Origin of the sequence: Streptomyces sp. NPDC088747, assembly GCF_044751025.1 — a bacterium.
In the GTDB taxonomy this organism is placed as follows: domain Bacteria; phylum Actinomycetota; class Actinomycetes; order Streptomycetales; family Streptomycetaceae; genus Streptomyces.
The window spans coordinates 98293-112021 of record NZ_JBIVKZ010000027.1; the positions used below are offsets into that span (position 1 = coordinate 98293).

Below are 13729 nucleotides of genomic sequence, written 5' to 3' on the forward strand. Positions count from 1 at the left end.
GTACCTGGCTCGTGCGGGCCGTGGGTCAGTTAGGCGCGAGGAAGTTCTCGTGCGGGACGTCGAGAGTCCAGTACGCGTAGCGCGCACCGAGAAGTTCGAAGAGGGCCGGGAAGTTGGGTGTCTGACGGTGGTGCTCCAGTCCCAGAATCTGCAGCGTGGACAGCGTGCTGGTGGCCAGTGCACGTTTGAGGGCGTCCGATGTGAAGGCGTCATTGGGTGGCATTGGGTCGTCCTGTGTTTCCGGACGTCTGAGTGCTGCTGCCCTGTGGATGATCTCTTGTCGGTTCATCGCGGAATCATCGATCGTCTCCAGGAAGAACCTGTGGTTGATCACGATGTTGATCACGGCCGTCAGGATGTGCCAGTCGCGCCAGCCCTCCGCCCGTAGTACCAGGGCTGTTGCCTGAAATGGCGGGAAGGCAGCCAGCCGTCTCATGGTGTAGTGCGCGAGGGGAAGTGCCTCGTAGCGGCGGCGCACGGCCGCTGTGGCGCTCGCCTCGTCGTATCCGGGGCCTGGTGTGTGCGGCAGGCCCAGTGCCTGGTGGGCTGTCGCGCGGAACGGGAAGGCTTCCTCGACTGGGGAGGGTTCCAGGCTGAAGAGCTGGCGGTAATAATCGTCCGGCAATAGATCTGCGAGGTCGTCGTAGCCCCTGCCGGCGATCAGTTTGTGGTTGAGTCCCTGTTCGAATGCCCTCCGTACCTTCTGCAGGAACTGTTCCTGGGGAAGGAGCGACTCGGTCATAAGGATTTCGGTGAGCGGCGCGGCCAGGTCGGCGAGGTACTCCGGAGCGTGAGCGTCCGTCTCGTCACTCCAGGGCTCGAGATATACCCGCCAGCGGCTGATGCTGTTGTCGGGGAGTTGTCGGGGCTCGCGTGCAGGGGTGCTGAGCTGCACGTCGATGCGGATGTGGGCCGGCTGCAACAGCGGGTCAAAGGGGGCCAGTTCTGCGATCAGGATCTGGGCTGCGGCGACGAAGCGCTCGCAGGCCAGCACAGCGTGCCGTGTGTTTTCGCACTCCACCTGCCAGGTCGCTCCCCCGGCGGCCCAGTGGTAGGTACGCCGTGGTCCTGCATCGGCGAAGGGCCGACCGCAGCCACTGCGCGCAGCCATCTGCATCCATTCGGTTTCGCTGCGCGCCACCTCATCAACGCCCTCCAGCTGAGGCTCGATCAGAGCGTCCAGCCCGGTACGCGCGTGCACGTCGGTCAGGGCCGGGACGAGGTGGGGACGAAACTGGCGGGCCGCGAGCAGTGCCATGCTGCTGTCGATCACGAGGGTGTGGAAGTCGGGGTGTTCCTCCTCGTCCCAGGGGTCATCGGCGAAGCGGCCCTGGGCCGTGATGGCGTACTCGGACAGCGCGGCCGAGCTCAACAGGTTGCCGGCCTGGTAGTCACAGTCGGCAGCCCGCAGCAGGCCACGGGCGATGTAGGGGGCCAGCGCGGCATCTTGGGAGCTTCCTGCCACGGTGCACACGGCCAGGGCGCACTGCTTGGCGGCCAGCGGCAGGCGGAGCAGGCTGTAGAGCCTTCCGGCCATGAGCAGCGCCTGGAGCGCCCAGGGCAGCGTGTCGCCGGACCACGTGCTGATCTTCATGCTGTGGACTTCCCCGAGCGCTTCGAGGGGAAGTTCAGCGCGCAGGAACTGCAGAGCCCGGTTGCGGCTCTTGCGGGCGCGGGCGACGCCGCCTTCGGCCCGTTCGACGGCCTCGTCGAGGGCCTCGCGCACCTGTGGGTAGGCCGTGTGCGCGGTCAACAAGGGGGCGACCATGTCGAAGGTGTTCGCGATAGATGTCACCGGGAACGTCTGGGCCTCGGGCAGCAGGTCGCACAACTGCTGCAGGTGCTCCATTGCTTCGGGCAGATCGGTCACGGTGAACAGGTGCGGGTCGAGAGGGCCGATGTCCTCGGCTGTCAGATAGTACGGCGGCGGCTCGGCCCGGTCGCCGGCCGGCTCAGGCCGGTAGTTTGCCGGCTGGCCGACCGGGCGGATCCGCAGGGCCAGATGTGCGGCCAGGGCGTGCAGACTGGCCCTGCGGTTGACCCCGGGATCCTCATCCAGCAGGCTCCGGATCCGCGCGCCGAGCAAGGCGGCCCAGCGGTCTTGGTCTTCTGCCGTGAGAGCGGTCTCGTGCCCGGCCCACGCCCCGTAGACGTAGTTCAGCAGCACCTGGGCGTCTTGCAGCAGTCCCATGTCGTTGCCGTTGAGTACCTGATCGAAGAAGTCCTGGACCAGGGGATCTGCAGGAGTGAGGTCGCCCAGGCCGCGCAGGTGGGCGACGGCGATCTCGTAGTGCAGCCTGGGGCGGACGCTGTCGGGTTCGGCAACCTGCAGCATACGGCGGGCCCAGTGCAGCCAGTCCGCAAGATCGGCTCGGGCCTCGGCGTGAAAGGTGGCGTGCCGCAGGGCGCGCCGCAGCGTGGCGAACTCCCCCAGCTGGCCGGTGAACTCTTCCTGCTCGCGCCAGCGGCTGCGGGCATTCAGGTACCACTCGGGGTGGGAGTCGGTGCTGTCGGGAGCGGGGGCGAACTCGCTGGGGACCTGCAGATATGATTCGGCGAGATGGAACAGATCCGGTTCCGCAAGCTCTTTGGCCAGCCACAGACTGTCGAAGACGTCCAGAGCCACCTGGAAGCCGGTGCGTGCCGCTTCTTGCAGGTCGTGGCGCGTACTGACCGGCACGGATGCCACAGTGAAGTAGGCGATCCGGTGCACTCTCGTGCCGGTGGAGCAGATGGAGGCGATGTCGTTGCGGATCTTGCCTGCGACGTTGCGGCGCTGGACCGTGCAGGCGAGCACGATCGTCTCGTCCGAGGCCAGTCGCGCGAAGGCGGACGCTTCAGGGGCTTCGCGGGACAGCTGAGTGAAGTAGCTCTCCCCGTCACGGCCTTGGTCGCCGCCCGCACTCACTGGTCCGGTGGCCGGGAGGAGATTGCTCGCGATCCGCCTTCTGGCGACGGCGAGAGACAGTGCCTCGAAGTCGTGGTGGGCGTTGCGCTCCCCGAGGGTTTCCAGACCGAACCGGATGAACTGCTGCAGTTGCTGCACGGTCGGCATGAAGGTGTCCTCCTGGCTGGTGAGCGCGGGGCCCGGCCGCCAACGTACTCCCGGCCCAGCCAAGTCCGCACAACGGTGGGACTACAGGAGGTTGCACCAGCTCAGGCATGGTGGGAGCCCCGGTGGGGTCATGAGGTGGCGGCCCTGGGGATCCACTTCAGTGTGGCCATGCCTGCGGGGCCACCGAAGTGGAGTGTATGACCGTCAACACCGGTGTGGACAAGGTTGGTCACGGGCGCGGCGGTGAGCAGCGAGTGGACGAGGTCCCCTGTCCGCGGGTCCCAGAAGCGGACGCCGGTGCCGTTCGCGGTCACGAGTACGGAAGATCCGTTCCTGTACGGGAGCGAGGTCATAGCGGTGGTCAAGGGTGTGTCGATGTACCGCAGGTCCGTCCAGGTGGCCGTGTCCCAGAGGGTGATGCCGCGTGAGGTGGCTACAGCCACGAGGTTATGGTCCGCCGTGAGGGGGATCAGGGTGGTGGCGGTGGGCTTGAAGAGTACGGCGACGGCACGTGGGGTGATCGGGGTGATCTGGTGGCTGTCCAGGTCCCAGAGCAGCAGTCCCGACTTTGCAGCCCAGAGCATCGCGGTGGTCTCGTGGGGGGACGGCAGGGCGAGGCATGCGCTCATGTCCAGGCGGTGAGAGAGGGGGAAGTCTTCTCTGATCGTGCCGCTCATGAGACTCATCGCGGACAGGCCGGCCCCGCTGCCTGTCACCAAAGTGGGGTCACCGTCGGGCAGACGGACGACGCACCAGACGGAACGGCGCAGCAGCCCTGCCACGGGCTCAAGGCGGTCGCGTGCCGCGTTCCACAGCTCGATGCCCTTGTCGTGCTCTATGACGACGACGGATTCCGCGTTGGGGCCGGGGATGGCTTCCAGGGCTCGCACGGGGAGGCGGCTGGTGTGTTCGGTCAGTGTGTGTCCGGTGGACGGGTCGATCAGGGCGACGGTGCGGCCCGTGGCCACCGCGAGGAGTTCGTTTCCGGCGTTCCCGTGGACGACGCTCATCAGGCGCGGTGTGCCGGGGGCGTTCACCGGAGACAGCTTGCGAGAACGTCGCTGATAGCGGCTGTCCGTCCGGTCCCACAGGAGGATGCCTTCGTGACCGGCGGAGGCCAGCTTCCAGCCCCGCCTGTTGCGTCCGGGCACCCCCCTCAGCAGCGTCATCCGCGACGGCGCGGGGTACTGGCCCATGTTCCGCGGCTCGCGTTCCGACAACCGCCACACGGTGACTGCGTCGTTGGCGACGACACCGAGCATCGTCTGGTGATGAAGGTCGCCGAGGCCGACAGCCCGTGCGGTTTCGACGGGCAGAGGTGCAAGGGGCTCGTTGTCGAAGGGGCTGACAAGTTGGACTTCCCGGCGGCGTGGGATGGCCAGTACGTCGTGGCCGGACGGTCCGGTCGCCGCAGCCATGGTGCGTTCGGAGCTGTTCGCGATCCCCGTCATGATCGTTTCTTGGGTCACGGGGTCGACCAGCGCCAGATTGCCGCTGTAGGTGCGGCACAGACGGTAGCGGTGTCCGCGCGTGTCAGAGACCCACAGGTTCCGTGTGGCGGGCTTGGTTTCGTCCGGCCAGGTCACGCGGTGAACGAGGTCCTCGCTCGGCTGCCACAGCACCATTTCGCGGTTGATGCGCACGGCGATCTTCCAGCGTGACGGGCCATCGGTCAGCACGTTTACCGTCCCGGCGCCCCTCTGGTTCAGGGACGCCAGTAGGCGGCCGGACAGCGGATCGAACACCGCCGCTCCCTGGGTGGTGCCCACTACGAGGAAGGGGCGGCCGCTGGTTCCCATGGCGACGGCGAGGGAGTGTACGGGGCTGGTGGGGATGCGAACGAGTTGTTGTCCGGTGGTGCTGTCCCACACGCCGATGCCGTGCCGGGTGCCGGCCGCGATCAGAATGCGCCCGTCCGTGGTGCGCAAGGTGCGCATGTCATGGATGTGGTCGGCAGGGGAGGCCACGACGTTGGTGTGGGGCTGCCATGGCGCGCGCACGGGCTGCAGGGGCAGGTGGTGCGCGGCCTGGTCGGGGGCGGGGAGCGGGTCGGGGTTGGTGGATGCGGCGAGGTGGAAGCGGATGCTGCCCAGCCGGGAGAGGTAGTCGGTGGAGTCGTCCAGGTAGGGCTCGATCAGTCCGGCTGCGGTCAGGACACGGCGGGAGGCATCGCCGGTGGGCAGCGGCAGGCCCAGTCGGGCGCGTAGTGTTCCCGAGCTTTCCCTGGCCGCGAGGTGCAGCGGCATGACCTCGTCGGTCAGGGTATGGCCGGCCTGGGCGTGGGCAACGGTGTGGCGGCGTACGTAGGGATGGGGGGCGAGCGGGTCGGCCGTGCGTGCCAGTTCCGCGCAGGCGGTGGCGATGTCGCGGTGGATGCGCTGCCGCTCGTCGAGTTCGGATTCAGGTTCGGGTTCGGGTGCCGCAAGGGTCAGGGAGTGGGGCTGCCTCAGGAGGACTTCGGCCACGCGCTGATGGACCGGCCGGTAGACGGCGCGACCGTCCTCCTCGCCGGTGGTGAGGTAACCGATCAACCGGCTGTGCTGGACGAGGCGGATCGCCGCGTCGATGTCGTGCTGTCCGGGTGTGTCGGGGCTCAGGACGGCGGCTGTCACGGCGGGCCAGACTTCCGCCCAGGGCAGGCCGTTGCCCTGGGCGAACGCGGTGGCGCGCAGGACGGCGAGCAGGAGGACGGGGGCGATGTGGTGGTCGCGGGCGACCCGTGCGAGGTCGTCTCGCAGGAGCGCCGTGGTTCCCGTCTGCAGGCGGGAGCGCCACTGGGGGTCGTTCACATTCTGGGGTACGAGGGTACTGCGCAGCTGCGCGGCTGCGAGGCGGGCGTCGAGGAACGACGGGGAGACTGCCTCGGCGATCGCCTGGGCGGTTTGCCCGGTGAGGGGGTCCTGGGCTGTGTAGGGGCTGTCGGGGTGGTCTTGCAGGAGGGCTTGTGCGTAGGCAGCGATGTCGTCGGCGGTTTCCGGCCCGTCGGTTCGCAGGTGTGTCAGGGGTATTTCTCCGTGGCCGATGCCTGGCTGCAGCACGGTGTGGAGGGCTCCCAGGAGCTGGTCGGCCGCGGTGTCCTGCAGAGTGCCGTTGGTGTCGTCGACGGCGGAGCTGCGCATGCCGAGCACTAGCCGGACAGCTGGCGAACCGTCAAAGCGGCGTAGCCACGCCAGAGGTGCGACCACGTCCGACAGGCAGGCAAGGGGCTGTTCTGCCTCGTCCAGTGCGTCGAGGACGACCGTGACCGGGGTGCTCGCGTCGTGGATTTCGGGGTCCGCGAGGTGGTTGAGCAGGATTTGCAGCGGAGGCTCTTCGTCCGCAACGGTGAGGTCGAAGGCCGCAAGGAGGCCGTCGATCAGTTCCAGTGCCGAGTTTCCCCGCGCGAGGACGGCTGCGTCCACGGCGCCTGGCCGTGGACGCAGGTCGGTGGGGATGTGCTGTGCCGTGTGGGCGAATCGCGACTCGGTCATGAACAGCGGGTCGCTCAGGGTGACGAGGCGGGCGAGGAGAGCTGATTTGCCCGAGCCTGCGGCCCCGGTCACCACCATGACCCCCGTGCCGTCGGTGACGAAAGCCGTCAGGGACCGCATGAGGGTGGCACGTCCGCTGAAGTACCAGCCGGTGTCGCTGTCGCTGGTGCGGCCGGAGGCTCTGGAAAGCCAGTACTCGGCCAGGGGGGCCGTAAGGGCCAGCGAACGCCGTGCCTGAGCGACCAGCTGCTCCGGCGGACGGTAATGGGGGTTGGGCAGACACGGGCTCGGCTTGTCACGGCGGGAGTCGGGACACACCCACAGAGCGCGCAGCAACCCGGGGTTGTTGTCGGCGACAGTGTTGAGGAGTTTCTCCCACTCCTCGAACGACAGGTGGGATGCAGTGAAACCGGCGGACTCATCTCTGGCGAGATCCAGGCCGATCTGCAGCAGCCGAGTGAACTCCCCCACCCGGGGCCTCTGGGTGGAGTCACCACTGGTGATCACCGCCAGGCTGCTCAGACTGCGCCGGGAGGCACGCAAGTCTTCTACAAGGGCGGCGAGTTCCCGCTTCAGGACGCCGGAGAAGCAGGAGTCCACGAGGACAAGGACATGCTCGGCGTCGCTGTCCAGGACGGCGGCGATCAGCTCGCTGGTGGGGAAGGCGGTGGTGAGCAGCCGGTCGGTGTCGGAAGTGGCGAACGTGAGGTAGTGCCGATGAGAACGGCCCGCGACCCCGTGCCCGGTGATGTACACGACGAGCGATTCGTCCCATGCAGTTTCGGGCAGATACTCGCCGTCCAGGAAAGCCCGCAGGTCTGCCACCGAGGTCAGCTGATCGGCTTGTCGAAGGTCGAAGCGTCGCCCGTCGTCCAGGTCGGGGTGGGTGAGCCAGCCGGTCACGGTCGCTACCTGGTCGCCAATCCCGGCGGTGAACTTGTCGTCCTCGAGCCCGTAGTCGCCGACGGCGATGACTACCAGCCGACGTGCTGCCGCTTCCACTCCCGGGACTCCCAACCTGCGTTCACGCGAAGGGGAATTGTAGCCGCCCCCCAGAGCCCGGGACGTGGCCCCAGGGGCCGGGCAGCAGTGGCCCGCCCCCGATAGGATCGGGAGCGACACAGCAGCGGGCCACGGTTTCGGGGAGCGGGCGAGCATGCACATCGTGGGTGTCCACGGCATCTGGCAGGGAAACACCAACGCCGTGAAGCTTTCCGCCGACTGGGGCGGAGCCCTGGCCCGGGGGCTGCGGCGGTATCACGGGGCACACTGCCCCATCCCGCCCTTGACGGTGTCGCACTACGGGCGCCTGTTCCGCACTCCGGCGCAGCACCTGGGCCCCAGCGCGGATGAGACGTGGATAGACGAGGTCCCGGTCACGGACGAGGAGGAGGCCTTCATCTTCGACACGCTCGATCCCTACCTGCCGGGCGACGTCGACACCGCTTCCCTGTCCGTCGACACTCTCGGCCTCGGAGTTCCCTACGTTCCCCGCCACCTTGCCCAGGTACTGGTGGCCGTCGACCAGAAAGCGGGCCGGGGCACGGGGCGGTGGCTGCTACGGATGATTCGACAGGTCTACCGCTACCTCCACGACAACGAGGGCTACGGCTCCCCCATCCGGGACCTGGTCGCCGAAGAACTGCACCGTCCCGGTCCACGAGTGGTCATCGCCCATTCCCTGGGTAGTGTCATTGCGTTCGACATGCTGACCCGCAAGGACATCGGCCCTGGCCCGGACGGTCTGCAGCATCTTGTCACCTGCGGCTCTCCACTGGCCTGGCCGACCATTCGCCGTGCCCTGGGCCACGACGGGCTCCTTCAGATCCCGCAGGGAATCGAGTGGCTCAACCTCCACGCAGCCGGCGACGTCGTCGCACAGTCACGTGGCCTGGCCCACGTCGCACCGGACGTACACGACGAAGCCGTTCACAACGGCGTCGCCGAACCGCACTCCGCCGTTCGATACCTCGCACAACAACCACTCGCGGACCTGATCGCCAAGACCGCCACCGGCTGAGCAACCGCACTCCCGAGCCCACACCTTTGAGGGCACGACTGTCCCAGGGCTGCTGATCGGCTACGGCTCCTACTGTCGGCGCCATGACGACAGTTGCGCGGCAGGATCTCCCGGAGGGACTGGAGCGGGCTCTGCGGCGGTTCCGCAGCATGACGCCACAAGACATCAAGGTGTTGTCCTGGCAGTTGGCCGGCACCACACGGGCAAGACGCTTCAACGCGCTCACCAAAGCCCTGGCCCGCGGCCGGGTGCTCGATTACCTGCTGGAGACCGAGTTCCCTGATGCGGCCGCTGCCGCGGAAGCAGCTGACGTGGACAGGACTCCCCGGCAACCGCACGATCCGCACCCCGGTGCCGGGCCCAGAAGCCTGGTCTCACAGGCTGCACGCACCGCACTGAAATCCCTGACGAGCAGTGACCGGTTCAGCATCGCCGAGGCCGTGGAACGGGCCGTCGGCTACCTGTACGGTCCACCGCTCCCCGAATGGGAGTACCTCTGAGCCAACCTCACCCTCGATGACGCCCGTCGACATCGGCGGGTGGCAGCTCGCCTCGTTCACCTACACAACAGATTCCCAACTGCCCCTGGCAGGAACACTCGGCGTTCCGGGAGATCTGCTCACACCGCACGCTCTGCACGAAATGCGCGGCTTCGACCTGCTCCGCCGCCCGCTAGGAAGCGTCCCGGTCCCCGTGGACGACGACCAGCCGCGGGAACTCGTGTGGCCTTTGCTCGCACCGAATCGCGCCTTCCTGACCCACGCCAACGAGTTCGACGCACGGCGCCAAGACCAACTCGCGCGAACCGCCGATCACTTCCTCTTCGCCAAGTGCCATGTACGCGGCGACTCCGGCGGCACAACCACCGTGTCCCCCCTGCACCTGAACGAAGCCGCGTCCCGGCTCACCGCGGCGATAGAATCCTTGCTGGCCGGCGGGCATGCCGAGGTTGGCCGCAAAGTCCAGCAGCGTGCCGCCATGTGGCCGCGACGGGCTGGTCAACCTCCTCGACGACGCTCCGCTCTCCCACCGCCTGCACCAGGAACACATCCTCGGCCCACGCAACGCGTTCCGTGCCGACGGCGGTACCCCTCCGCTGCCACCCGTCGTGCCCTGGGACCCCAGCCAGCCCACCTGCCTTCGACCGCCACTACCGGCCACCGAGCAACCCTGAGCAGTCGACGCTCATAGTGAGCACATCCCAGAAACCCGCAGGTCACATCGGCTCAACCGACACGACCCAAAACCTACCCGTAAGTAACTTTTGATGCGCCCCGCTCATCGAACTGAGCAATGCGCAGGTCAGCCTCAAAGAGCTGCTCGCTTCCAAGGGGCCGCGACACATCGCCCGCGTCCAGCAAGTCAACCGGGCCCTCGACTTCTCGCTGGAACTGGAGACCGAACAGCTCATCCACACCCTCCTGCGCCCCACCCACGCCGGACAGGCACACAGCCGATGAGCTCGCCAGCCCCACGATCCCTCGCCGTCCAACCGGCCCTGTATCGCCACCCCTTGGGTGATGACAACACTGCCCGCCCCTGCTTGAGCAAGGGTGCACAGTCCTGTGCGGCCTGCACATTCCACAGCCAGGGCCCCACCAGGCACTCCCCACAGCGAGCCATCCCGGTATGAACGCAACGACAGGACACGGGCGCTACCACAAGGACGACGCAGGACACGGGGATGGCCCCGTGACGTTCAGCCGGGTGCACCGTCTACTGATCGCAACGGTCCTTGTCGGTGCGATTGTTATCGCGGGCATCGGCTTCGCCGGTTCGTACGCGGCCGTCCGCGAGCTCGCGATCGAGAAGGGCTTCGGGAACTTCAGCTATGTGTTCCCGATCGGCATCGACGCGGGCATCTGCGTCCTGCTCGCCCTCGACCTCCTCCTGACCTGGATCAGGATCCCCTTCCCGCTGCTGCGCCAGACGGCGTGGCTGCTGACCATGGCGACGATCGCGTTCAACGGCGCGGCAGCCTGGCCCGACCCGCTCGGCGTCGGCATGCACGCCGTGATCCCGATCCTGTTCGTGGTCTCCGTCGAGGCGGCCCGGCACGCGATCGGCCGGATCGCCGACATCACGGCCGACAAACACATGGAAGGCGTCCGCCTCACCCGCTGGATGCTGTCCCCGCTCCCCACCTTCCTGCTGTGGCGCCGGATGAAACTGTGGGAGCTGCGCTCCTACGAACAGGTCATCAAACTGGAGCAGGAACGGCTCGTCTACCAGGCCCGGATGCGCTCCCGCTACGGCCGCGCCTGGCGCCGCAAGGCCCCGGTGGAGTCCCTGATGCCACTGCGACTCGCGAAGTACGGCATCCCGCTCGCCCAGACAGCCCCCGCAGGCCTCGCGGCGGCCAGCATCAAACCCGTGCTGCTACCCCTCGCACCGGCGGGCACGACACCGATCGAAACGACACCCCTTTCAGCTCTGAAGCAGTCCGTGGCAACGGCCGCCGACCAGTTCCAACCCTCCACGGACGCAGCCCCGAAAGACGACAACCCCTGGATCGCCGCCCTCACTCCCCACGAAACCCTCGCCCACGACGGCTACGGCTTCCCGCACGCATCAGACCAGAACCCCCAGGAGCACGACGAGCAGCAAACCCTGCCCGAGACCCAGCACGCCGCGGTTTCCCGCCCCGAGACTGAGGACGTGCACCTATCAGCCGTTGGGGCAGCTGGTGACTTTTCGTCCGCTGGGCCGGCCTCCTCGTCCACCCGAGAACAGGAGGTGGAACAGCCCTCGATCCCGGCAGTTGAGCAATTCAACCTGTATCCGGAAATTTCAAGGCCGAGCGTGCCTGTCTCCGATAACGAAGGCGCGGCAGGCGCGGCCAGCCCTCCCTTGCCCGCCCATGAGAAGGACGAGTTCGCCAGTAGCATTGATCCCCAGAAGCTTCGCGAGGCGAGCTCCGAAAGCAACCACCCACCGCCGGTCACCGCGTCCCCGAACTCCACGAGAACCGAACGCGAGCTCCTTCCTCATACAACTGACCCCGCCGGGCACGGCCTGAGCAATACCGAGACCGCCCCTGGACCGAGACCGGAAACTGATCAGTCCGCAGCATCTGGCCCTAGCCTCAGCACAGTTGACCAGTACTTTCTGGCCTGGCGGCGCCTCCAGCAGCGGTACGGCCGGGAGCCGAACGGCAGCGAGCTATCGACGAGCCTCGCCGAGCAGCACACCGTCGACCGTGACGGCCATCCCATCAAGCAGAAGACTCTCACCCGCTATCTTCTGGAATTTCGGATCTACACCGTATGGGCTGAACTCCGGGCCACTACGCCTAGCCCCATCCTCGACCACGTCATTAAAGTCCTTGCCGAACGCGGCGTAACCGCGCAGTACAACAGACCCATTCAGACGGCTGACCTTGAACGACGCCTCGCCGGATTCGAACGCCGCTGGCACACCCTGAGCCACCACTGCGGTGCCGAGCATGAGCCAGCTATCCGACCACACCAAAGCGCCTCGTGGAGTCCGTCGGCCAGCTCACCCCAGGTGTGACCCGGGCGAGAAAAGCAGAGGGCAGCCAACCATCAGATCTCGCGTACCTCGATGAGCGCAGACGTGCCGCATGAGCTGAACCCGGCGACGACGGCGACGGCGACGGCCGAACGCTGCCACAAGACATCGGTCCAGATTTGGGACCATCCCCGCGCGCGTGCGGGTGACCCCAGCTCTCATGGAGCGACCGCGCGGACGACGAGTGTGCCGATATGTGGTGAGCGTCTTGTTGCGGTCCCGGGTCAGCAACAGGCCAGCCAGGTACTCACGAAACCCTCGCCGCTGGGCCAGCGTGCCGAAAAGATCATCGAAGCCGGCGGCGTACGCTTCCAGCGGACCCGGCGCGGAAGGACACGGCAGCCGCTTCGTCATTTCAGGCTCTCTAGACCGTAGTTGACGCCTTCACCTCACGGCCTACTCCCGCCCGAGCCCGCCGTCAACAAACCACCGCTAGGGTCCTGAGTCAGGAATTCGTTTCATGAATAGGGTCTGTTCATGGCTCGGATGGGGCGGCCGAAGGCTGCGTTGGTGTTGACCGCTCAGGAACGTGGCCGGTTGGAGGAGTTGGTTCGTCGACGGTCGACGTCGCAGGCGTTGGCTCTGCGGTGCCGGATCGTCCGTGCGTGTGCATCCGGTGCTGCCAACCGGGAGGTGGCGCGCCAGGTCGGAGTCGAGGAGCACACGGTCGGCAAGTGGCGTGCATAGCACCGAAGTCTGCGACCTCCCCGACGCCACCCAGGACCTGACCTGGACTTCCGAGAACAAACTCAACACGATCACGGACGACGGCAAGAAGACCACGTACATCTACGACGCTGCAGGCAATCGTCTCCTTGAGAACTCACCGTCGGGCTCGACTCTCTCCTGGGTGAAACCGAACTGAGGACAAACGCTACGGGAACGATCACCCGCGCTTCGCGTGCCTACGGCCAGGTCGGAGCACCCACGTGGTCCGCGCCAGGAGCAACGGTGCCACCACGGGCCACAAACTCAGTGTGCTGCTCGCGGACCATGTAGTAGCAGGAAGTCGTCGGAACTGCTCTACGACACTGGTGCGGTGGCCGTAAGTGGCGGGGCGGGCGGGGTGTTGGACGGGGTGGCCGTAGACGGGCAGGAGGGGAGGGCGGTGGCGCTGGTCGGAGGTAGCAGTGTGCTCGCCGGTCCTGGGGGCTGCGGCGCGGGCGGTGGGCCGGCGGGCGGAGTTGGGTGTGCTTCGGCGGCGGGCGGGGCTGACGACTGCCGTGACGCGCGGGCTGTACGGGGCGCCGGAGCAGTGGGGGAGGGGTGAATGTCGGGTAGGTGGACGTCGACGCGGATAGAGGGCGGGTTCTGCGGGACCGGCGGGGTCTGCGGGACCGGGGGGGCAAGCGCGCATCCGGAGACGGTGAGGGCTGCGCCGACCAGGAGACGAGGCAGGGTAAAAAGGGTGTGCATGACGAGGGCTCCCTCTTCTCGGCAGTCGTGCCGGGCGCGGGCGGGGGCGTGTGCCGAGGTCAGGACGTTTTGAGGGTATGGATGAGGATGTCCAAGGAGTCGAAGAACTCCTTGGCGCCGCGCCATACGGACAGGACGAAGTGGGCGAGTTCGGTGGGGGCGGTGGCGATGATGTACAGCAGGATGATCAGTACGAGCCAGAACAGAAGGCTGCGGGGACGGCTCAGCATGAACCTC

The 13729-nt window shown here is 67.1% G+C and carries 6 protein-coding genes and 2 pseudogenes; 4 read left to right on the forward strand and 4 right to left on the reverse strand.

Features of this window, described 5'->3' with window-relative positions; translation table 11 throughout:
- Nucleotides 1-25 precede the first annotated feature (25 nt).
- Nucleotides 26-3055 carry a hypothetical protein gene (locus ACIP79_RS41040; protein WP_401232718.1) on the reverse strand — a complete coding sequence of 1010 codons (3030 nt, stop codon included), beginning with the start codon at nucleotides 3053-3055 and terminating at the stop codon, nucleotides 26-28.
- Nucleotides 3056-3183: 128 nt separating this feature from the next.
- Nucleotides 3184-7527, reverse strand: coding sequence for a hypothetical protein (locus ACIP79_RS41045; RefSeq protein WP_401232721.1), 4344 nt, complete (start codon nucleotides 7525-7527; stop codon nucleotides 3184-3186).
- Between the two features lie 154 nt (nucleotides 7528-7681).
- Between ACIP79_RS41045 and ACIP79_RS41050 the strand changes: the two genes are divergently transcribed.
- Nucleotides 7682-8545, forward strand: a complete 864-nt coding sequence (locus tag ACIP79_RS41050) for a hypothetical protein (RefSeq protein ID WP_401232724.1) — start codon at nucleotides 7682-7684, stop codon at nucleotides 8543-8545.
- An 83-nt stretch (nucleotides 8546-8628) separates the two neighbouring features.
- Nucleotides 8629-9045 (forward strand): hypothetical protein, encoded by a 417-nt coding sequence (locus tag ACIP79_RS41055; RefSeq protein WP_401232727.1) that lies wholly within the window; start codon nucleotides 8629-8631, stop codon nucleotides 9043-9045.
- A gap of 172 nt (nucleotides 9046-9217) precedes the next feature.
- Here the strand turns inward: ACIP79_RS41055 and ACIP79_RS41060 are convergent, their stop codons facing one another.
- Nucleotides 9218-9547, reverse strand: coding sequence for a hypothetical protein (locus tag ACIP79_RS41060; protein WP_401232730.1), 330 nt, complete (start codon nucleotides 9545-9547; stop codon nucleotides 9218-9220).
- Nucleotides 9548-10252: 705 nt separating this feature from the next.
- Here ACIP79_RS41060 and ACIP79_RS41065 point away from each other — a divergent pair.
- Together ACIP79_RS41065 and ACIP79_RS41070 are read left to right on the forward strand one after the other, a co-directional pair.
- Nucleotides 10253-10940 (forward strand): annotated as a pseudogene (locus ACIP79_RS41065) (DUF2637 domain-containing protein); the annotation flags it as partial.
- Nucleotides 10941-12770: 1830 nt separating this feature from the next.
- Nucleotides 12771-13074, forward strand: a pseudogene (locus ACIP79_RS41070) (hypothetical protein); the annotation flags it as partial.
- 477 nt (nucleotides 13075-13551) lie between these two features.
- Here ACIP79_RS41070 and ACIP79_RS41075 read toward each other — a convergent pair.
- Nucleotides 13552-13722: a hypothetical protein gene (locus tag ACIP79_RS41075; RefSeq protein WP_401232733.1), complete on the reverse strand. Its 171-nt coding sequence runs from the start codon at nucleotides 13720-13722 to the stop codon at nucleotides 13552-13554.
- Between the last annotated feature and the right edge of the window lie 7 nt (nucleotides 13723-13729).

Bases quoted from the DNA above. Each gene is read 5' to 3' on its own strand.
- ACIP79_RS41050 (WP_401232724.1), top strand. From the start codon at position 7,682: ATGCACATCGTGGGTGTCCACGGCATCTGGCAGGGAAACACCAACGCC.
- ACIP79_RS41075 (WP_401232733.1), bottom strand. From the start codon at position 13,722: ATGCTGAGCCGTCCCCGCAGCCTTCTGTTCTGGCTCGTACTGATCATC.
- ACIP79_RS41055 (WP_401232727.1), top strand. From the start codon at position 8,629: ATGACGACAGTTGCGCGGCAGGATCTCCCGGAGGGACTGGAGCGGGCT.
- ACIP79_RS41040 (WP_401232718.1), bottom strand. From the start codon at position 3,055: ATGCCGACCGTGCAGCAACTGCAGCAGTTCATCCGGTTCGGTCTGGAA.